A 21,236-nucleotide genomic window follows, 5' to 3' on the forward strand; every position below is an offset into this window, starting at 1 on the left:
TATGATGGGCGGTGTTCTCATAGCATTGGTCGGTCGATTCAGACCCCTGATATTGGGCCTACCGCTTCTGGCCACTGCCTGCATTTCACCGGTTGATTATGGCGCAATTCGCCATGCCGACTATGTCGCCAATGGGCGTTGTAATCCCGCAGCCTCAGATGCCTCGCCCGGCAATTTGACCAATGGTGTAACTGATGGAGCGACCTTACCCGACAAACCGTTTTTTGTGGTCACCAGCCGATTGCCCGATTGCCGCAACAACGCGATAAAGCTGCTCAATCATCGTGCGGATAAAGTCCGCTTTGGCCGCTTTGGTGCGCCGCAAGATGTCCTTAATGAAAAGGGGAAAGTAGACGGCCAGCGCATCCCTTTTGCCATATCCAACGAAGCGGCATGGTGGACAGACCTGTCGGAAACTATGGGCAATCGCGAAGGCCGCGTTTTGCTCTATGTTCACGGCTATCGGGAAACATTTTTCTCCAGTTCCCGCGATGCCGCCCAAATTGCGCGGCTCTCCAATTTCACCGGTCCTGTCATCCAATATAGCTGGCCCTCGCAGGGGCAGCTGCTCAAATATGCAGTTGATGAAACCAATATGTATTGGGACGAGCGCAATTTTCGCAAGTTCCTGACCAAGCTCGCACAGCAACCGTGGACGAAAGAAATCGTCCTGGTGTCCCACTCACTCGGCGCGCGGCTGGTGCTGCCAGCTGTGGAATTTGTTGATCGCAATAGCTCGAATGCTGATTCGAGTAATATCTCCAACATCATTCTCGCCTCCCCTGACGTTGATCGGCAGGATTTTGAACGCGATATTGCCGAGGAAATACTCTCCGCCCGCCGGGTCAATAACGACCGGCGGATCACCGTCTATGCCTCAGCAAAAGACCGCGCCTTGTCCCTGTCGGACGATGTCCACGGCTATCCCCGCTTGGGTCATCCGCGCTGTTTCGATCCGTTCAAGGCTGCCGAACTGAAAGAAAAGGGCCTGCCCGAACGTTGCTATGCCGCAAAGTCGGAATATGATGTGCCGCCAGAGAAAAGCGGCCTGACCATAGTAGATACCACAGCCGTTAGTCAGGGCCGGGTTGGCCATGGTGATTATCTGCGCAGCGCCGTCGCTTGCCAGGATTTTGCTGCCGTTGTTAACGGAGAACGCGGGGCGATGAACGGCCGCGACCCAACCCATTTATCTTATGTATTTGCTCTGGCGGCTCCTCCCAAGGATGAGGAGCCGGACCATTTGGCAATATGCCGCCGCGAACGGAAGTAAATGACAGGTGATACAGGCCCTCTCGACACGCTTCTCAAAAATGTCCGCGCCTGCACTATTTGTGACGGACTGCCTTTAGGGCCCAGCCCCTTGCTGCAAGCGGGAACAGGCGCAAAAATCCTGATCGCTGGACAGGCTCCCGGCAGCAAGACCCATGAAAAAGGCCGCCCTTTTGATGATCAAAGCGGTAAACGCCTCCGTAACTGGCTCGGGGTGACCGAAGAACAATTTTACGATCCAGCGCTATTCGCAATTATTCCAATGGGCTTTTGCTTCCCCGGGACCGGAAAAGGCGGTGACCTCCCGCCACGCACAGAATGTGCACCGCAATGGCGCCGACCCTTGCTTGATCACTTGCCCGCTATCGAGCTGACCCTGATCCTCGGTCAATATGCGCTGGACTGGCATCTCGGCGACGCCAAGTCCAAAACGCTCACCGCTACCGTCGAACGGTGGGAGGAATTTTGGCCTGATGCCCTGCCCTTACCGCATCCCAGCCCGAGAAACATCCGCTGGTTCAAGGCCAACCCTTGGTTTGAGGCTGATGTCATTTCGGTGCTGCAAAAGCGCGTCGCGCAATTGATCAGAAAACACCCATAGCCAGACCGGCCGCCAAGGTCGCGCCGATTTCAGCACATTGCGCCTTATCCTTCTCGCTGATCGTCTTCGGCGCCAAAATCGCTTCCTCGGTTTGCGCGCGGGTGCAGATAATTGGCGTATCGATCACTTTTTTGAGCCGCCATCCGGTCGCAATCCGCTCCAGCTGTTTCCGGGCATTTTCCCCATCCGAACCTGCACAGATCATCGCAGCATAGGGCCGACCTTCAATCTGACCCAGCAGCGGATAATAGCAACGATCAAAAAAGGCCTTCATCACGCCCGCCATTGCCGCCAGATTTTCCGGCGTAGCGAAAATATAACCATCGGCACCCAGCATATCAGCGGGCTCACAATCCTCGGCCCGCATCAGCGAGATTTTGACACCCTCTTCGCCTTGCGCTGCTGCCGCAGCGGCTTCGGCCATCTGACGGGTTCCGCCGGTATAGCTATAATAGACGATAAGCAGGTTTTTCATCCGCCCTGCCCTAACAGTGATCAAAGCAATTGTCAGCGGACCATGGTTCGCGCATAGCTAATGACATGAATGCAGTTCTCAACGTTACCCAGTCGCTATCCGGACAGTCGTGGCAATGGCGCAGCACCAGCGCCGACGCACGCGACCCCGGTTTTCAACCGGATGACCTGGTCACACAGCTACTGCTGGCCCGCGGCGCAACACGCGAAACGCTGGATATCAACAAGGACCCGACCATCCGGGGTTTCATGCCCGATCCGTCGGTTTTTCAGGATATGGATGCGGCAGCCGAACGACTGGCAAATGCCGTGCTGAATGAGGATAAGGTCACCGTTTTTGGTGACTATGACGTCGATGGTGCGACCAGTGCCGCGCTGTTGATCCGCTTGCTCCGCGATCTTGGTCTGGCAGCCGGCTATTATATCCCCGACCGCCTGATGGAAGGCTATGGCCCCTCGGGTGAGGCTCTGGTCAAACTGGGTCAGCAAGGTTCTGATCTCGTGGTCACTGTGGATTGCGGAGCCATGGCTTTCGATGCGCTCGATATGGCGCACAAGGCAGGCGTAGAAGTGATTGTCGTCGACCATCACAAATGCGCCGCCGAGCTCCCCAAAGCTAGCGCACTGGTCAATCCAAACCGGCTTGATGAGAGTGACGCCGGGGCTGAACATGGTCATCTCGCCGCTGTCGGCATGGCGTTCCTGTTGGGCGCTGCCCTCGTCCGCAATTTGCGCGGCAAAGGTTTTTTTAAAGATCGCGCCGAACCGAAATTGCTGGAACTGCTGGATATTGTCGCGCTCGGCACCGTCGCCGATGTCGCGCAACTGCGCGGGCTAAACCGCGCCTTTGTGGCGCAGGGGCTCAAAGTTCTCGCAGGTCGCAAAAATATCGGCCTCTCCGCATTGATCGACGCCAGCCGACTGAAACGCGCCCCGATTTGCTCCGATCTCGGCTTTGCCTTGGGCCCAAGGATCAACGCAGGTGGACGGGTTGGCAAATCCGATCTGGGCGTGCGTTTGCTGACGACCCAAGACCCCGAAGAAGCGCAGAAAATATCGGCCGAACTAGACCATTTCAATCAAGAGCGCCGCGCAATAGAGGCCCATGTGCTGGAAGAAGCCGAGGCCATGTGTTCATCTCAGCAGAATCAGGCAGTCGCGGTTTTATCGTCCAAAGGGTGGCATCCCGGCGTGATCGGAATTGTCGCGGGGCGGATCAAAGAGAAGCTGGGCCGCCCGGCAATCATCATTGCTGAGGATGACGAGGGCATTGGCAAAGGATCCGGGCGTTCGATTTCCGGTGTTGACCTGGGCGCGGCGATAATTGCGGCGAAAGAGCAAGGCTTGCTGGTCGCAGGCGGCGGTCATGCGATGGCGGCGGGCGTCACTATTGATACGTCCAAAATTGACGCGTTTAGCGAATTTTTGAACGACCGGTTGGCTGATACCGTGGGCACGGCGCAGGCCGGAAAGGCTTTGCTGCTTGACGCCGTGCTATCTCCCAAAGGGGTCAATCCATTGTTCGTCGAGGCTATGGATGGTGCAGGCCCCTATGGCATGGGCTGGCCAGCGCCGCGCATTGCCGCTGGGCCGGTGCGGATCATCAAATGCGATATAGTCGGCAAAGATCATGTCCGCATGATTGTCGCGGGCGACGACGGCGGCTCCATCAAGACCATCGCTTTCAGGGCAGCAGAAAGCGATTTGGGCCAAGCCTTGCTCAGCGCGCCCAAAAATCGTAAATTGTGGATCGCGGGCCGCGCCAAGATTGACGATTGGGGTAGCCGCCCCGCCGCCGAAATCCATCTGGAAGACGCCGCCTGGGCCGAGTAGATCTATCGGGAGACGCCATGATGTTTAGTCATATCACGCTCGGCATTGATGATTTTGCAAGAGCGGAGCCTTTTTACGATGCGATCATGCAGGTTTTAGCGATCGACCCATTCATGCGCCGCGATGATGGCAAGGCCTATGGCACCCCAACCGGACCGAAACTGTTCATCGGCCCCGCTTATGACGGTCAGCCCATGAGCATAGGAAATGGCAGTCATGCGGCCTTTCTGGCGCCTTCCCGAGCAGCGGTAGACGCTTTTCATGCCGCCGCTCTAGCCCATGGTGGCAGCGATGAAGGCGCGCCCGGACTGCGCCCGCATTATCACCCCAATTATTACGGAGCCTATGTCCGCGACCCGGAAGGCAACAAGCTCCAAGCCGTTTGCCACAGCTCGCGCGAATAAGCTGAATTTTAGACAGTTATGGGCTTGACCAACGCCTCCCGAATCCGTAATGGCCCAATCTCGCTGTTCAGTGATGCCTTTGGGCATTGGTACGGCCCCTTCGTCTAGCGGTTAGGACGCGGCCCTTTCACGGCTGAAACACGGGTTCGATTCCCGTAGGGGTCACCACGCATTCCCTTGATATTGAAAATTTTTTGATCTCTTGGGGATTGGTGTGTGGTGCGCCTCTTTCTGTAGATCTTTATCTCCAATTTCCGACAAATTCTGATTTTCTTGTTTCCAATAGTAATTTGCTTGCATTGCCGGTGCAATTTTCTCGGTCCACCTAAACTCACTTTCTTTTCTCTCGGCATATCCAGTGCGAGCGAACCACTTCATCGATTGAACATATTGGACCGGAGGATGAAACCAACCTCGTACGTCTGGCAAAAGAGCGTCGCCATATCCGCAGGCAAGTCCAATGAAAGCCTCAATCAAGATGGAAATTCTTTTATCATCGGTTTCTGTTTTTTGAGCTAAAAAATCCGGCATTGCATCCGCGTCCATTGAAAACGCCAGAACTCGATAGTTCGAATTTCTCGCAACTTCTTCCATTACGCCAATATCATTTAAAGCATCTTGAGCATTTTGAAAGTCTCCCAGATCGAGACTTGGGACAGATGAACCTTTTTCACCTCGCTCACCGTTCCTACAACAAAGTTTTGCAAGAGCAGCTGCGAGATTGCCACATAACCTACCCTCAAAGGAACCGATTTCATTGATTTGGGACATATAATTTCGATAACGCATCATGGTTAATGGAAGATGATTTACGAAAAAATAGTGTCCGCTTTTGCGCCCAAAGCGGACACTAGCATTATGTCCGTAACATCCCGAAAGCGAACAACTGATATCGTCCAAGATTTGGTCCAAAACCAATGGTCCGTTTCAATTATAGCAGCCAAATAGCCAGCATTCACCAAAGCCGTAAAACGCACACCGGCTTTGCTTTATCTCGTGGAGGAAAACTTCAAGCTAAAACTCGCTCAAGATTGTATTGGGGAGAAAACTATTGTCCCACACAACCGATTTGGGCGGCGATGAGCCCAATCGGAGGATCACCATTTTCTCGGATGGGATAATGTACGCGACCTGATTGCCATTGCCATCGAAAAGAAACAGATCATCTGCAAGATAGGGCGCGCTGTGCAAAACTTTTGGTGCTGAGGATTTCGGTCCCATAAAACCCCGTCGCTCGGCATAAGGCTGCCCCAGCCAGACTCCCAACCCGTAATAGAGATTATGCACGGATGGCTTGCGCATTTCGGCGACAAAGTTTTGAGGTAATATTTGTTCAGCTCCGACGCGCCCATTTTCAGACAGTAAAATTGCAAGCTTCAACCAACTTTGAGCCGGTAGATTGATACAGCAACCCGAGTGGGGAAACCCGTTTGCCCGGTTTAACCAGATGGTGCCACCGACTGCTCCGATCGGAGCCAGAACCTGCTTTCCAATAAATTCATCATAGCTCTGTTCCGTTGCACGAGCGATAATGATTGCGATAAGATCGGCTGCCGCATTACTGTAAGAATAGGTTGACCCCGGTTCGTCGGTCAGCGGATATTCGTGGATAAGATAACGCTCGTGGTAAGGGTCCATATAGGCGCGTGCCCAATGATTATCTGGTCCAGGCGCAAATGCCTGTTCCAAGAATCCTGTCTGCATGGCTAGAACATGCCGGATAGTCATTTTTGCTTTGGGAGTGCCGCGCCATTCCGTGATGAAATCTGATGCCGATTGGTCGAGACTTGCTATATCCCCCATTTTGATGGCTCGGCCAATAGCAATGGCCGAAAGCGGCTTTGCCAGCGACTTCGATACCAACGCGGAGTCAACTTTGGTATCGCCAAAATAGCGTTCAGCAACAAGCTCTCCATCATGCCAAATAAGCAACGCAGAGCTATTGGTAGCGCCCGCGTAATTCATTACTTTTTCAATCGCGGATTTGGAGATTGGTGAACTATCCTGGTCCGATTTGGTCATAAAGCGCGCGTCCGCGCCCTGAACCGGCTTCAATATGTCATAAGACAAATAGCCGCCCGCTTTTGCCACGGCAGCAAAGCGCTCGAGATAAGCGGATTCTGCAGATGCGGGCCGGTCTTGCCAGCTTGTCGAAGCGGTTGTTTGTCCAATATGCTGGCACGCCGTCAACAGGAGCGCAGTGAGCGCGGAAAATCCAATTCCAATTGACCGTCGCATCGGATCCATAACATAGCCCTCACTTGCTGTTTATTTCAGTGTATCTTCGCCAATCCAACCCGCTAGGTTTCAGCAATATCTTTCAGCACTTCGTGGTAACGTTCTTCGGTATCGTTGCTAGATTGTTCGGCAGCTTTCTTCTGTGTCACATAATAGAGTCGTTCCAAAAACCCCTGGCGCCGTTTCTCCCGTTCTTCGAGGATAGGCAGATTAGGTTCGAAACTCTCTATTTCTTTAGCCAGATCGACACCCTTTATCCGGGCGATATGTTCAATCGTATCAACCCGATCTCGCAAAACGCAAAATTCACTCGCCAGCACCATGATCATTGACATGGCCTCGTCCATGCCTCCGGTTTCATAAAATCCTGGACGCTTGCCCTTTGCATGGCGTTTGAGTTCGGGAACTGGACTGTCTTCCGGCAAACTATCGGACATCAAGGATCCTTTCTTGCAATCAAGACTTCCCAACCGCCACCGGGAGCATATTCGCCCGCAACAAATTCGCGGTCTTCCAGTTCAGCTTGGTCCTCCGCGGATAATTCCATTACCGCCATCGGGGCCGTATCAAACCGAACGGAATCAGGATCGAAACCGGCATCTATCGCTAGCTGGATCTGGTCCATTGTCCGCATCGCACCCCAAAAGGGTTCGTTATTGTAGTAGGTCTCGTTATCCAGAATGAACTGCATGAACGGTCCCATTTTTTCGAATGGCGGAAGATCGGCATGGATCATATAACCCCCGGGTTTCAGCAACCGGTAACCTTCCTCAAAGATTTTCGGCATCGCCTTGCCACTGGTTTCGTGCAGCAGGATATGACTGACAATCAGATCAAAGCTGCCATCTTCAAATCCTGTATTTTCGGCGTTTCTTTGCAGAAACCCTACATCATGACCCATCGCAGCGGCGCGGGCATGGGCATAGCGGATGCAAGGGGCTGCAACGTCAATCCCAATCACATCGGCGTCCGGAAACTCCTTTTTATAAGGTAGTGTGGAGTGGCCGATGGTGCAGCCTAAATCCAGGATATATTGTGGAGAAAATTCTGGAAGATTGCGTTTGATATAGTTGCAAACCGACTGTCCCATATCGTCATTATCGGGGCCCATAAAGCCCATGGAATAGAGATAGACCCCGCGGTCATAAAGCGCGCCTGCGGCAATATCATGTTCGGCATGGCTCGTTGCATAGCCGCCGGGCATGCAATGAATATCGAGCTCGCTGATGTAGCGGGGGACCGAAAAATCTGAATCAGTTTCGAGCGGCGAGTTTGATTGATCGGAAAGAGCAACAGCTTTATCGGTCAATTCTGGAAGTTCTTTCTGCAATGGCTTGATGACTGACTCCCAGAGCATTTCCTGCGCGATGCGGGTCGCAGATGCATAGGTCTGGAAATAGATATCAGGAACCATTGCCTTACGGATCTCGTGACGGTCAGCTGGCGGGTGGCCATTTTCGTTCTCAAATTTCCTTGAAGCGCGGCCTTCAAAAACAGGCGTCAGTCCAGGCAGAAGTTCGTTCTGAATATATTGTCGGAAACTTTTGCTAAATTCCTGGCGCACGCGGTCGTCATGGTCGCCGATTGGGAGGACTGCGTGGGGCTGTTGCTGAAATATATTAAGTTGCATAAGTGCCGCCTCTTGCTGTTCTGATCTGCTGGAAATGTACAAGCTACCGTCGAGAATGATAATAGACTCAGCTTGGCCATTCGTCTCATAGCTATTTTGACTATCCGACAGGCGGATATTTGAGACAGCGTGGTTGGTCCCAGCCGATTTATCATGCGTTTTGATTGTGCAAAAAAAGGGAACTCAATGCCACAATCCGACCGCTCCAAATTTGCGCAATGGCTCGAGCGTTCCAACTGGCTGGGCTATGTCTGGGCGATCGCCTTTTTTGTTCTGACCATAACGACAACGGTTTTGCCGCGAACAGACAAGGCGGATCCGTTTCGCGAAACCATGCGGGGCTATCATTATTCCATTGGAACTATTGTTGGCATTTTGAGCCTGCTGGTCTTTCTGAAATGGTGGAAACGGCGAAAAATACCGGTCAATCCGGCTCTTTCGCCGCTAGCCAATCGCTGGTCCATCAACCTGTCGTTGTTCGGTGTTGCCGCTCTGGTCATCGGTCCTTTTTTAGGTGCATTGAGCGGATGGGCTGATGGTCTATCCATTCATTTTGGGCCGTTACCCCCTCTCCCGGCACTGGTAGAAGAAAACCGCTCGCTTTGGCTCTTTACAGGTTATTTTCATTCGGGAATTGGTTTCTCCTCACTGGTTCTGAAACTCGTCTGCCTTTTTACGGCGCTCTATTTTCTATTCCGCTATGGCAAGGGATTGTTCGCCGCTTTTGTTCCTGGCTTCGGTCTGTATGTCTTGTTGGGCGCAGCGTCGGCCATCTATGCATCTGCGACCTTTAGCGGACCAGAACCGGGGCCCCGGGCGGTCGGTATTTTTCTGGCGATCTGTCTGGCTGCTTGGGGCTTGGCCAAACTGCTCAAAAGATGGCCGGGAATGTCGGACCGAGAACAAGTGCCCATCGCAAGAGCTGCGATATTGGCACCGCTATTTGTTGTATTGTTTATGGCAGCCGGCCTTTACGGTCCCTATGCTCTTTTCCGTGTGAGTCCGATCCAGATTGGCGAACGTGTTGAGGCAGCGGAAGGGGTCACCTCGCATGATGATCCTGTTATCACCGTAAACATCACCCCGGAAACGCCGTTAGAACGGGACGTGCGGAAAGTAAATTTTAAATGGTGTGGCTTTTGTCATACGATGAACAAGGGCGGTAAGCATCTCGCGGGCCCTAATCTTTATGGTATTTTCGGCCAACCAGTGGGGCAAGTGCCCAATTTCACTTATACCAAAAATTTTGCTGCGCATGGCAAAGCTGGAGAGATCTGGACCGACGAGTTAATGGATCAGCTGATTGCTAATCCGGACAAGTTCGCGCCAGGAACCACGATGGTTGTTTCTTCCGGAAATGAGCAGGATCCCGAACGGCGCAAGGCAATGATCAATATCCTGAAAAAGGAAACCATGGGCACTGCCGTCAAAACCGTTCCCGCATCATGAGCAGCGGTGAGTTTTCAAAAGGCTGGAAGCCGCTTTTTTCCGGAGTGATCGGTGTCGCGACCGGGGCTTCGCCGATACCGTTTAATGTCCTGCCGATAGTTTTGGGGCCAATTCACTATGCCATGGGCTGGTCCTTTCTCGAGATCAGCATCGGCATCACGATTTATGGCATATTAGGGGCTTTACTCGCTCCAGCCGTAGGCGCTCTGGCCGACAAATACGGCGTCAAGCCCATTGCAATGCTTTCGTTATTCGGTTTTGGCATTGCATTCTCATTACTCTATTTTACGCCTTCCAATATTTGGGGCTTCTACGCCATGTGGGCGCTGATCGGGATTGTCGGCATTGGTTCTACACCGGTGACATGGAGCCGCACGATCAACATGTGGTTCTTTGAGCATAAGGGATTGGCTCTTGGAATATTGTTGCTTGGAACCAGCATCGCCGGATTGATTGTCCCACAAATTGCTAATGCGGTCATAGAGGCCAGCAACTGGCGCTTCGTATTCCCGGTCATGGCCATGTTGCCCCTGTTTGTCGGATTGCCTTTGGCCTATTTTCTATTCCGCGATCCGAGACCCGAAGAACGTCCAGCATCGATACGGGATGACAGCGGTGAACTGGCAGGATTAAAGCTGGGCGAGGTTTTCAGGGGTTACCGTTTTTGGGCTCTATTTCTCTCGGTCGTTGCCATTGCTCTGGCCTATGGGGGGGCACATATTCACATGGCGCAGATGGTCCAGCTACATGGGTTTAGCCCCGGACAGGCAGCCATGGTTATGGGAGTCGTCGCCAGCGGTATCTTTACCGGCCGAGTAATAGTGGGACTTTTATTTGATCGCTTCTGGGCACCCGGGGTGGCATTTCCAGTGTTGTTGCTTCCAGTGATCGCATGCTGGCTTTTGCTTGGAACCACAACTTCGGCACCGCTGATCTACGCAGCCGCATTCATGCTTGGGTTTGCTGCAGGCGCAGAATCCGATGTCATATCCTATCTCGCGGCCCGCTATTTTGGCATGAAGGCATATGGCCGGATCTATGGTTTTCTCTACGCGCCATTCGGGATTTTTTCGTCCATCTCACCCATTTTATATGGGTATACGAGAGACACGACCGGCAGCTATGACAATATGCTGATGGTCGCGATGGTGTTGTTTGCGATTGGGGGCAGTCTGCTTTTGACATTGGGCCGATATCCCAGCTTGGGTCAAAAGAAGGAGGCTTTTGCATGAAACGGGAAGATATAGCTCCGCCTTACACAGCGGTCACCCAGCATGAGGTGTTTCCACAGCCAAAGCATGACGAGGTTGCTCGGTTCAACTTTCTGGCCAATTTCAATCGGTTTATGGCGACTGCCTTAGGTCCTGGAAACAAGCGCGCCTATGACAATCGCGTGCTGCCAAAATTCATCACGGAACATGGCCGCGAACCGCAGGACCGGTTCGAGATTCGAAAGGCGATGAATCAGGATCCATGGCACCAGCTCTGGTCAGCGTTGAAGCGCAATTCGATGGAGATGCGTCAGCAGAATGGTCGCGCTTTGGTGCTGCGCCAGATTGATAAACTGAAAGCCAAAACCGAGGAGCTGAACCGGGAAAGTGATCGTCTTGAACTAGATAGCTCAGTCAGAATCCCGCGTTATCAAGCGGCCGTCGATATCCACTGCATGCCAGGCAGCTATCATGGCGAAGAAGTCAAGAATGATATATCGGCAGCCGCCAACTATGACTGCGGCATCTTTGCTACAACCGCTGGCGGGATCGGCGCGCTATCGGACGGCGGCGGTCAAGCGCTGGTGAAATGGATTCACCAACAACGTCCTGGTTGGATGCCTAAGCGTATTTTGGATATCGGAGTTACCGTTGGTCATAATATCGTTCCACTGGCGCTAGCCTTTCCCGACACCGAAATTGTTGCCATCGATGTGGCGGCTCCGGTCTTGCGCTATGGGCATGCAAGGGCTCAAGCACTGGGGGCGAAAAATATTCGGTTCATCCAGAGCAATGCCGAAGATCTTTCGCGCTGGGCCGATGGCTATTTCGACTGGGTGCAAACGACCATGTTCTTGCATGAAACGAGTGGAACCGCTTTACCGAAGATCATCAATGAAGGTTATCGGGTGCTGAGTGATGGCGGACTGATGTTCCATCTGGAGCAACCCGCTTATACGGATGCCATGCCGCTCTATGAACAATTCATCCGGGACTGGGATGCGTTCAACAATAATGAACCGTTCTGGTCATCCATGCACGCAATCGATTTATATGCAGTCATGGTCGGGGCCGGATTTGATCGTGAAAAGCTGTTTGAGGCGCATGTAAAAGCCGTTGTCGATCGGTCGGTTTTCCCGGCAACTGCAGATGAAGGCGAGACCGAGGATCATGGCCGCGCAGCTGCCTGGCACGCTTTTGGTGCCTGGAAGTAAGGTGCCGAAAGCATCCAGTTTTCGGGCTTCCATCAAGACCATCTCTTTGGCGACTAATTTTCACAAAACTATTCTCACTTTAGCGATGGTCTTTGTAGTCATCGGACTTCCGGCGTGCGCATTTGGTAAAACGTCCGGCGCGACACAGAACTGCTATGGCGAGGCCAAGTCTGCCGTCCGGATCAAAAAAATCACAATGGAAACGATGAACGGCAGAACTCTGCCGTTGGAGATGGTTCATCCCGATGCCCCCGGGAAATATCCGCTGGTCATTTTCTCGCATGGTGCTTTTGCCAGCCCAAATCGATATTATGCATTGCTCAAGCCGGTCGCTGCGGCGGGTTACATCGTTCTTGCACCACGGCATCTGGACTCGGAAGACTGGGACAGGAAGGAAAGACCGTCTCAAACCGAAATCTGGGAAAGCCGGGGCGAAGATATGTCCTTCATCATCTCCCCAAATTCCGAACTGGCTCATATAACGGCAAAACACGGCATCATATTGGATTATGAACACATCGCTGCAATGGGCCACAGCTATGGCGCATTGATCGCACAAATCGCTGCAGGAGCGCGGGCTATTTTGCCAACGCCGCTAAACCGCAACCCATCTGTGAAAGCTGTGATCGCTTTGTCGCCTCCCGGTATCACGCCGAATCTGATCGATAAAAATGGTTGGGAACGCATGTTTGTGCCCAGTCTCACGATAACTGGCACGGCCGATATTCTACCTGGATTTATTGATGACTGGAAACAGCATAAACACAGTTATGATTTCGCGCCAACCGGTCAGCGTTGGCTATGGGTAGGTGAAGGAGTCGATCATTATTTTGGTGGGATGATTGGTAGAGAGAAGCCTGCTCCCAAAAAATCCAAAGCGCTTTTTGAACGTTCAGTTGCGACGACTATTTCCTTTCTGGATGCTGCAATGGATAAACCACTACAATGTGCATTGGATGAGCCCATTTCCGGAGAAAAATTGATAAAGGATTGAATGTTCGATGATTTATCTGAGATATCTAATGCTACTGGCGCTGAACGGCACTGTCGCTTGCAGTCCAAATTTGAATGTGCCCAGCCAGCCCATTCCCGAGCGGGACATTGCAGCCAAGGCAGCGGCCATGGCCGGAGCATCCATTCTTGATATTGATCTCTATACGCCATCGGCAGTTTTGCCGGGCTGTTCAGGCAAAAACGAATTGGTGGTCCGAACTATCGAAAGCCCAACACTCCAATCTGCGCTCCAGCAAGCGCAAGCATATTCGGATTCACAAAGCGGTCTTGCCCTTATGGTGATCCACCAGGATGCTCTCATCTACGAATCTTATGCCGACAATGTCTCGGTACGGTCGCGAACCGAGAGCTTTTCGATGATGAAATCAGTCACCAGCCTAATGGTAGGGATCGCTTTGGAAAAAGGCGTTATCAAAAATGTCGACGATCCCATTGGCAATTACTTGGACGAATGGCGCAATGATCCTCGTGAGCGGATAACAATTAGACAATTGTTGACCATGAGCAGCGGGCTTCAAAGCTTCCCATTTGGTGTGCCTGGAGGAGAGACCGAAAAGCTCCTATACTCGACAAACATCAATGCCGTTGCATTAGGCTATCCCTTGTCAGGAACACCCGGCGCTGTTTTTCAATATAATAATGTGAATAGTCAGTTGATCGGAGCCGCGATCGACCGCTCTCTACGCCGCCAAGGCAATGGCAGTTTTGCAAAGTTCATGCAGGAAAATCTATGGTGTCCATTAGGCAATGGTGAAGCGACACTTTGGCTTGACCGGAAGGGCGGATCACCGCATTTTTATTCTGGCCTGCAAGCAAGTGCGAGAGATTGGGCGCGGTTGGGCGAACTCATCCGCAATCAGGGCAAGGTTGGTGTCAAGCAGATCGTTCCCCAAAACTGGATCAGCGAAATGCTAAGGCCTAGCGATACCAATCCGGCTTATGGGCTTCATATTTGGCGCGGCCAGGCATGGCAGAATGTCAGGAAATATGATCCAGCGAGCTCGTTTGGCGTATCCCATTCTGAGGCCTATCTCGCGCCCGATGTCTATTTCTTCGATGGCTTTGGTGGTCAGCGGGTCTACATAATTCCGTCAGAAAACCTTACAATTGTGAGGGTTGGCGAGGCGAGTATGACTTATGATGATTCAATCATAGTGAACCTTCTCCTTGCGGCTATTTAGCAGAAACATATCGAACGATAACCCGGAAGGTTTATCCGCATGATGGATAGATTGGTTTTTGAACTGCTCGAATTTCACTCCCCCGATAGACTGAATGGATCATGGCCGCTCCAGACAACCAAAAACCAAAAAATCTGCCGCGCCTCGAAAAACCGACAAGGGGGATTGTGATGAACAATTTAACTATCAAACTGATTGCGACCAGCGCCACTTCAGCACTGACTATTGCTACCGCCGCGTCTGCATTTGCACAGGAAGAAGAAGGCGCTTCGGAATCTAACATGATTATCGTAACCGCTCGGAAGGTCGAGGAACGTCTTCAGGATATTCCTGGGGCAATAACGGCTTTCAATGCCGAGGAATTGCAGAACCGATCTATTTCTGAACTGGAAGATGTCGCATTGCAGACCCCGGGCCTCGTTTTTGAAGATTTCTCGAATGGTGGTTTTGGTACCCCGACTATTCGCGGCGCGACCCAGTTTTCGATTACTTCTTTGGAGCAGAATGTTTCTGTATTTCTCGATGGAATCTACATTCCACGCGGATATGCCTTTGATGTCGGGTCCATGAATCTCGAGCGTATCGAAGTCGTGAAGGGCCCGCAGAGTGCGCTTTACGGTGCAAATGCATTCATGGGTGCGATCAATTATGTATCGACATCGCGCAGTCTTACGGAAATATCTGCTAGCGCTGAATTGGAAGTTTCCGAGAATGGCGGCTTAGACCTATCAGGAAAGATTAGTGCGCCTCTAGTTGAAGATGTGCTGTCGATGCGACTTGCACTGGGCTATTCAGAATTTGACGGTGATTTTACAAATAACCATCCCGACGCCGACGCCGGTCTGGATCCTGGCACAAGCGGAAAAATCGGCGGTTTCGAAAAATCGATGGTACAGGTCGGTGCGAGTTTGAAGCCGGTTGATGCGCTGACTATTGATTTCGACTATTATAACTTCAAAACCGACTCCGAAACTCGTGCGCAATATCGTCTGTCGAGGGGGGCGGGTGACTTTAATTGCAGCCTAGGCGGAGCGTTTGGCGGGTTTGGTGTCCCCGATTCCAATCAGCTTTTTTGCGGTGAACTTCCTAGTACACCCATTGCAGGTGCAAGCGGTACAGAAGGTTTTGTGATTGATCCACGGACTTATGGACTTGATTCAGAATCCAGTATGGTCCGTGTAAATGTGGCTGCGCAACTGACCGATCAGATTAGTGCAAACTACTTGTACGGGCATTCCGAGGGTGACGTGTTCTCTGCTGGTGGAAGTGATCGAGATGCACTGGTGCCCACGGTGTTTGGCGGGGCAACCGGCAATGCTTTTACCTTCAACCCGGTTGGCGACTTCAAATATGATTCCCACGAATTGCGCCTTCAATATTCGGGTGACAGCGGCATCTATGCAATGATCGGCGGTTTCATTCAAAATGGTGAAGATCTGGAGTTAGGAACCGGTGGTCTGGTTCCATTTAGAGACCTGACGCCGCTCATAGCAATTCCAGCGGGAGCGACGCCGTTTTCGGCCTTTACCGAAACCGACACTAAAGCCATTTTCGGTCGCGTCGCGGTACCCCTGCTCGGCGAACGGCTGACGATCGAAGTAGAGGGGCGTTACACGGATGAAGAGAAAGTACTCACTGATTTAAGCGTAAACTCACCCTATACATATTCGGACAGCTATTTCACACCGCGTGCCAGCATCGATTATAAGATCACGGATGACAATCTTGTTTATGTCTCGATTGCAAGAGGCGTTAAATCGGGCGGCATCAACTCCACCAATGGAGATTTGTTGGATGATGAACGGTTTTATGACCCGGATACCAACTGGACTTATGAAATAGGGCTGAAAAACAGCTTTATGGGTGGGCGCGGGACACTAAATCTGGCAGCCTTCTATATCGATTGGAGCAACCTGCAGCTGCAGGTTGCGGCTGAGGGAGCCACATTTTTCTCCCCAAATATCGTCCAGAGTATTGGTGGAGCTTCTTCGAAGGGCGTTGAAGTCGAAGGTACCTTCGAAGTCATTGACGGTTTGGTTGTAAATGCCGGTCTGGCCTACATTGATGCAACATATGATGATGACGTAATTTCAGCTCGTATTACGCGATCCAATTTGTGCGGCGACGGTACAGTCTGCTCCACAGACGGATCAATTGGCGGTAATGACTTGCAGCGGTCATCCAAATTGCAATGGAATGTAGGCGCATCTTTCGACACCGGTATTACCAGTGATATCGACTTTTTCAGTCGCCTCGATGTCGCCGGTCAGTCGAAACAATATGTGTCGGAGATCAATGTTGCAACAATAGAACCCAGAACTTTAGTAAACGGCCGTCTGGGTGTACGCAGTGACAATTGGTCGCTTTCAGTTTGGGGTAAAAACCTGTTCGACAAAAAATATGTGTCCAACGCCTTCTTCATCGCCACTCCGTTCTTTACAGATTACGTTCCGACAGTTGGCAATCGCCGTAGGTTGGGCGCTACGTTGACGTTTGACTATTGATCGGTTTCGTCTTTCAGCTCGTGCTGCCGATGCGCGGTTGGGGGAAAAGTAGCGGGCGGATAGATTTATCTATTCGTCCGTTATTCTGTGGGGCACAATCTGGTAACGAGTACCTGATATGAGCCTTTAACTGAGGATCAGACGAATGGACAGACGCACTTTTCTAACGATAAGCGCAACCGGCGGCATCGCTGCGGCTATGCCGGTCAGGGCCAACGAAAAGCGACCAGTTACAATTGCTACAACCAATCCTGGCATCGACCGTGCGCGCGCCTCCTTTCTTTTGAAGCAGGCCGGATTGGATGCGATCATAGTCGGGCGTCCGGAGAATATTTTCTACGCAACAGGCAATCGGCCATTGACCACCCGGCTCGGCTTTGCGGACACTGCCTTTGCGATTATTCCTGCGCATGAAAAATCTCCAATAATCTATGTTTTGCCGCAATTTGCTTATTACTTCACAACCGTTGATCCCGGCTTGTCGGATGGCGTCCTGCCCTATCTTGTGACGGGCAAGAATGATGATGAAATTGCCGGCGCTTCCTATTTCGCCAATCCGCTGGATAACCAGCTACCCCTGCGCGAAGCGAGACGAAGGCAAGCAACATCGGCTGCAGGGCCATTTTTTGGGTCAACGCGGTCAGCAGTGACCGCCGCGTGCGACAATCTGGGAATCGATCAGTACAAATTGGGCTTCGATTGCATGGAAGCGGGAATGACAATCGAAAGTACATTCGAGACCACAAGGGTTCAGCGCACAGAATATGTGATAAAGAGCCTTCGTCTGATCAAGACAGATTGGGAGATTGCCTTGATGAGTGCGGCTTCGAGCGCGAATGTTGCGGCGGCTCAAAAAACCGCTCGTCAAATCCGGACACTCGGCACGATCAAAAACGTCAGGAACTATTTCAACGCCGAGGTTTCGCGATTGGGTAACCTGCCGGGTTTCATGGTTGTGAACGGTGCGATCGACGAAGCCTACGATGAGGAATTTGTTGACGGGACCAGCATCCTCATCGACTGCGTCAGCAGCTTGCAGGGCTATCACGGTGACTATGGCCGGACAATTTTCATGGGAGAGCCGTTGGAGCCTATGGCAACGAAAGTTAAGACCACTGGATTGGCCTGGAACGAGCTGAGAGGGCAGCTAAAACCGGGCATGCGCTTCTCTGAGATAAGAACAACTGGAACCGATATCGTCACGAAGATGGGACAAAGCCTCAACGTTCCATTTAATCCGCATTGCGTTGGCCTGGCCCATACCGAACAACCCATGGTGGATCAAAACGGCGCACCAATCGACACAATGCTGGAACCGGGCATGATCATCAGCGTCGATTGCCCACTAATGGAGGCGACCACCCAAGGGACAGCACATCTGGAAGACTTGACGCTGATCACAAAGGATGGATGCATACCCATTCACGATGTCAGCAATCCCACCATTATTGTGTGAACTATTGGAGGCCATCGGAACATCAAAATTAGATGCTATGCTAACAATAGAGATTATCCGATCTGCGGATAGAACATGCTACGATGAGACCGACGCATCACGCTTGGGTTAGGACTATCTTGATATGAAGGAGCCCCCGTTATGAATCGAAGAAATCTTATCGTTGGTGGAATGGCCGGAGCTGCCAGTCTCGCATTTGGGACAGGTTCTGCCGCAGCAAAGAAACAAGGGAAAAAACCATTAGCCGGCGTCGACAGAAATCTGACGGGTGACTATCTCGACCTCACAACAACGGCAGGAAACCGGGAAGCCTTTGCGCGGATCATGGGCAATACCGATATGCAATCCACGAAATATGGATGGTATTCTGGTGTGGTCCACGGTGTGCTACCGGGCGAGAAAATCCGTGATCTGGTTGGTTTTTCTGGATTTTCCGTAGCCAAACTCATGCCAACGATTGAAGGTGAAGATCCGGGCTATCGAAAAGTGTTACGCGAAGTGGGATTTTATACCGATTTGAAAACCGGCGAAGTTCTGGAAGAATGGGAAAACCCTTATCTCGACGAAAAAGTCCGAGTTGTTCCTATCGCTAACGATCCCTTCAACCACACTATTACAGACTATTTTTATGCACCGCCGACCTATGGTGGCTTAAACGCTGCGCCGCCGCCGAAAATTCCTTTTCTCATGGATTGGCAGCGGAAGGGCAAATCGCTCAATCTGGCGAGCCGGATTAACCTCTTCTATCCTGCTGCCCTCCAACCTGAAAAATGGCCGCGTGAGAGTGGGGGCAAGTTTAATCAGGTTTCCGAAATTTTTCTCTACCAGATTGACTGGGACGAAATGCAAAATCCCGATCTCACCGCGATAGAAACACGCGGTACCTGGAATAGGATCACACCATGGTTGCCATGGATGCTGATGGGGCCTTCCGAAGGCCACTGTGTATATACTTGCTTCATGGGTTCCGGAGATACGCTGGATCTCGCCGATCCGAAAATCGTTGAATATACAGCCAAAAATTATCCCAAATATCTCGAAGCACCGGAAACTTGGGAGGAACCATCACTATCTTCGCTCGAATGGTATGCGCGCGAGCAAAAACCAGCACCTCTCCCAGCGGATGGCGTTATTCCGGTGGCAAAGGCAAAACCACCGAAATTCTGAGCGACGAGCAGTTGAGGTTTTGCAGTCTGGCCAGTTTTGAGATTTACGGATAGAAAATAGCCTATGACCGATATCAATTGCACTCGCGGACCTGTCGGTCAGGAAACAGAAGCCTTTCTTGCAGCGGAAACGCACAAATTGTTGTTGGACGGCCAATGGGTCGAAAGCGCCAGCGGAGAAACATTCGAAACATGTGATCCGGCAACCGGCGAAGTAATCGGGCATGTTGCCCGTGGCGATATAGCAGATATCGACGTAGCCGTCAGTGCGGCCCGGAACGCCTTTGAAGCCGGTCCATGGCATGCCATGACACCGATGGAGCGCAGTCAGCTATTGTGGCGTATTGCCGATATCATGGAAACCAATATCGACGAACTGGCCGAGCTGGAATCGCTTGATCAAGGCAAGGCGCTTTATGTTGGTCGGTGGGCGGAAATACCCGGTGCGATCAATCAGTTTCGCTATTTTGCGGGCATGGCAACCAAGATTGAAGGATCTACCATCCCGACATCGATAAACTATCAGCCCGAAGGTAAAGAGGTTTTTGCCTATACGCAAAAAGTCCCTGTCGGCGTTGTTGGGGCAATTGTTCCCTGGAATTCACCACTGGTATTGACGGCAATGAAGCTTGCTCCGGCCCTAGCGGCTGGCTGCACGATTGTGCTCAAGCCGTCCGAAGACACCTCGCTGACGGCCATACGGTTGCTCCAGCTAATGCAGGAAGCGGGATTGCCCAATGGCGTGGTCAATCTGGTTACCGGTTATGGCAATGAGGCCGGCGCTGCCTTGGCGGCTCATCGGGATGTCGACAAAATTACCTTCACCGGATCTACCGCTACTGGCCGGAAAATTCTTGAAGCTTCCAAGGGCAATTTGAAGCGGGTCACTTTGGAACTGGGCGGAAAGTCGCCGGTTATCATCATGCCAGATGCGGATTTGAGTGCTGCCATTCCTGGTGCAGCGAACGCCATTTTTTTCAATGGCGGTCAAGTTTGCATCGCAGGGTCACGCCTCTACGCGCATCGCACGATATATGATGAGGTGGTCGAGGGCGTTGCCGAAACCGCCGCTCAGATGAAATTGGGCCATGGTTTGGATCCCGCAACACAGATGGGACCACTGGTATCCGCCAAACATGCAGCAAAAGTGGCTGACCATGTGTCAGAGAGCAAGAATGATGGCGCTTCAATCATATGTGGCGGGGAGATATTCGGGGTGAACCAGAGTTTCGTTTCGCCCACCGTGGTGGCCAATGCCAAGTCAGACTCGCCCATAGTTCAGGAGGAAGTCTTTGGACCTGTGCTGGTAGTCACACCTTATGATGATTTTGATGAAATGGTCACGTTCGCCAATCACAGTCCCTATGGCCTGGCGGCGGGCATCTGGACCGAAGGCTTGTCCAGCGCGACCCGACTAGCAAGTCGGATCAAGGCAGGAACTGTCTGGATTAACAGCCATGCTATGTATGATGCCTCGCTTCCCATTGGCGGAGTGAAGCAATCCGGCTTCGGTCGGGACAGCGGTCAGGTGGCACTGGAAAATTATCTTGATCTGAAGACGGTCTGCGCGATCGTTTAAATCGAACCAG

The 21,236-nt window shown here is 52.0% G+C and carries 18 protein-coding genes and 1 tRNA gene; 14 read left to right on the plus strand and 5 right to left on the minus strand.

What is annotated here, in order from left to right; genetic code table 11:
- The first annotated feature begins 1 nt into the window (after nt 1).
- Nucleotides 2-1,273 (plus strand): alpha/beta hydrolase, encoded by a 1,272-nt coding sequence (locus ABJM21_RS13335; protein ID WP_348300489.1) that lies wholly within the window; start codon nt 2-4, stop codon nt 1,271-1,273.
- A complete protein-coding gene (locus tag ABJM21_RS13340; protein ID WP_348300490.1) occupies nt 1,274-1,873 on the plus strand; it encodes a uracil-DNA glycosylase family protein in 600 nt (199 codons plus the stop codon).
- Here the strand turns inward: ABJM21_RS13340 and ABJM21_RS13345 are convergent.
- Nucleotides 1,857-2,348 (minus strand): NAD(P)H-dependent oxidoreductase, encoded by a 492-nt coding sequence (locus ABJM21_RS13345; protein WP_348300491.1) that lies wholly within the window; start codon nt 2,346-2,348, stop codon nt 1,857-1,859. The two genes, ABJM21_RS13340 and ABJM21_RS13345, sit on opposite strands and share 17 nt — an antisense overlap.
- 65 nt (nt 2,349-2,413) lie before the next feature.
- Between ABJM21_RS13345 and recJ the strand changes: the two genes are divergently transcribed.
- From recJ to ABJM21_RS13360, 3 genes are all read left to right on the plus strand, one after another.
- Nucleotides 2,414-4,180 (plus strand): single-stranded-DNA-specific exonuclease RecJ, encoded by a 1,767-nt coding sequence (gene recJ / locus ABJM21_RS13350; protein ID WP_348300492.1) that lies wholly within the window; start codon nt 2,414-2,416, stop codon nt 4,178-4,180.
- 17 nt (nt 4,181-4,197) lie between these two features.
- Complete coding sequence (locus tag ABJM21_RS13355) at nt 4,198-4,584, plus strand: VOC family protein (protein WP_348300493.1); 387 nt, start codon at nt 4,198-4,200, stop codon at nt 4,582-4,584.
- Nucleotides 4,585-4,677: 93 nt separating this feature from the next.
- Nucleotides 4,678-4,752: transfer RNA gene (locus ABJM21_RS13360), tRNA-Glu, on the plus strand.
- Here the strand turns inward: ABJM21_RS13360 and ABJM21_RS13365 are convergent.
- The 4 genes from ABJM21_RS13365 to ABJM21_RS13380 form a co-directional block, all read right to left on the minus strand.
- Nucleotides 4,747-5,484, minus strand: a complete 738-nt coding sequence (locus ABJM21_RS13365) for a hypothetical protein (protein WP_348300494.1) — start codon at nt 5,482-5,484, stop codon at nt 4,747-4,749. The genes ABJM21_RS13360 and ABJM21_RS13365 overlap by 6 nt on opposite strands.
- 114 nt (nt 5,485-5,598) lie before the next feature.
- The gene (locus ABJM21_RS13370) at nt 5,599-6,831 is read right to left on the minus strand and encodes a serine hydrolase domain-containing protein (RefSeq protein ID WP_348300496.1); all 1,233 of its coding nucleotides are present in this window, start codon (nt 6,829-6,831) and stop codon (nt 5,599-5,601) included.
- A gap of 53 nt (nt 6,832-6,884) precedes the next feature.
- A complete protein-coding gene (locus ABJM21_RS13375) occupies nt 6,885-7,259 on the minus strand; it encodes a hypothetical protein (protein ID WP_348300497.1) in 375 nt (124 codons plus the stop codon).
- Entirely contained in the window at nt 7,259-8,452 is a 1,194-nt protein-coding gene (locus tag ABJM21_RS13380; RefSeq protein WP_348300498.1) for a class I SAM-dependent methyltransferase, read from the minus strand. Before ABJM21_RS13380 ends, ABJM21_RS13375 begins: the two co-directional genes overlap by 1 nt.
- Nucleotides 8,453-8,638: 186 nt before the next feature.
- Between ABJM21_RS13380 and ABJM21_RS13385 the strand changes: the two genes are divergently transcribed.
- The 9 genes from ABJM21_RS13385 to ABJM21_RS13425 all read left to right on the plus strand — a co-directional run bounded on the left by ABJM21_RS13385 (nt 8,639) and on the right by ABJM21_RS13425 (nt 21,226).
- Nucleotides 8,639-9,901, plus strand: coding sequence for a hypothetical protein (locus tag ABJM21_RS13385; protein ID WP_348300499.1), 1,263 nt, complete (start codon nt 8,639-8,641; stop codon nt 9,899-9,901).
- A complete protein-coding gene (locus ABJM21_RS13390) occupies nt 9,898-11,133 on the plus strand; it encodes an MFS transporter (RefSeq protein ID WP_348300500.1) in 1,236 nt (411 codons plus the stop codon). The genes ABJM21_RS13385 and ABJM21_RS13390 overlap by 4 nt, the downstream gene beginning before the upstream one ends.
- Nucleotides 11,130-12,326, plus strand: a complete 1,197-nt coding sequence (locus tag ABJM21_RS13395; protein WP_348300501.1) for a class I SAM-dependent methyltransferase — start codon at nt 11,130-11,132, stop codon at nt 12,324-12,326. Before ABJM21_RS13390 ends, ABJM21_RS13395 begins: the two co-directional genes overlap by 4 nt.
- Nucleotides 12,283-13,320 carry a hypothetical protein gene (locus ABJM21_RS13400; protein ID WP_348300502.1) on the plus strand — a complete coding sequence of 346 codons (1,038 nt, stop codon included), beginning with the start codon at nt 12,283-12,285 and terminating at the stop codon, nt 13,318-13,320. Before ABJM21_RS13395 ends, ABJM21_RS13400 begins: the two co-directional genes overlap by 44 nt.
- Nucleotides 13,321-13,327: 7 nt before the next feature.
- Nucleotides 13,328-14,521, plus strand: a complete 1,194-nt coding sequence (locus ABJM21_RS13405) for a serine hydrolase (RefSeq protein WP_348300503.1) — start codon at nt 13,328-13,330, stop codon at nt 14,519-14,521.
- Between the two features lie 170 nt (nt 14,522-14,691).
- Nucleotides 14,692-17,025, plus strand: coding sequence for a TonB-dependent receptor (locus ABJM21_RS13410; RefSeq protein WP_348300504.1), 2,334 nt, complete (start codon nt 14,692-14,694; stop codon nt 17,023-17,025).
- Between the two features lie 145 nt (nt 17,026-17,170).
- A complete protein-coding gene (locus tag ABJM21_RS13415; RefSeq protein ID WP_348300505.1) occupies nt 17,171-18,481 on the plus strand; it encodes a M24 family metallopeptidase in 1,311 nt (436 codons plus the stop codon).
- Nucleotides 18,482-18,622: 141 nt separating this feature from the next.
- The gene (locus ABJM21_RS13420; protein WP_348300506.1) at nt 18,623-19,648 is read left to right on the plus strand and encodes a DUF1838 family protein; all 1,026 of its coding nucleotides are present in this window, start codon (nt 18,623-18,625) and stop codon (nt 19,646-19,648) included.
- 63 nt (nt 19,649-19,711) lie between these two features.
- Nucleotides 19,712-21,226, plus strand: coding sequence for an aldehyde dehydrogenase family protein (locus ABJM21_RS13425; protein WP_348300507.1), 1,515 nt, complete (start codon nt 19,712-19,714; stop codon nt 21,224-21,226).
- Nucleotides 21,227-21,236: the final 10 nt, after the last annotated feature.

The sequence above is a fragment of the Parasphingorhabdus sp. genome, from assembly GCF_039977335.1.
In the GTDB taxonomy this organism is placed as follows: domain Bacteria; phylum Pseudomonadota; class Alphaproteobacteria; order Sphingomonadales; family Sphingomonadaceae; genus Parasphingorhabdus.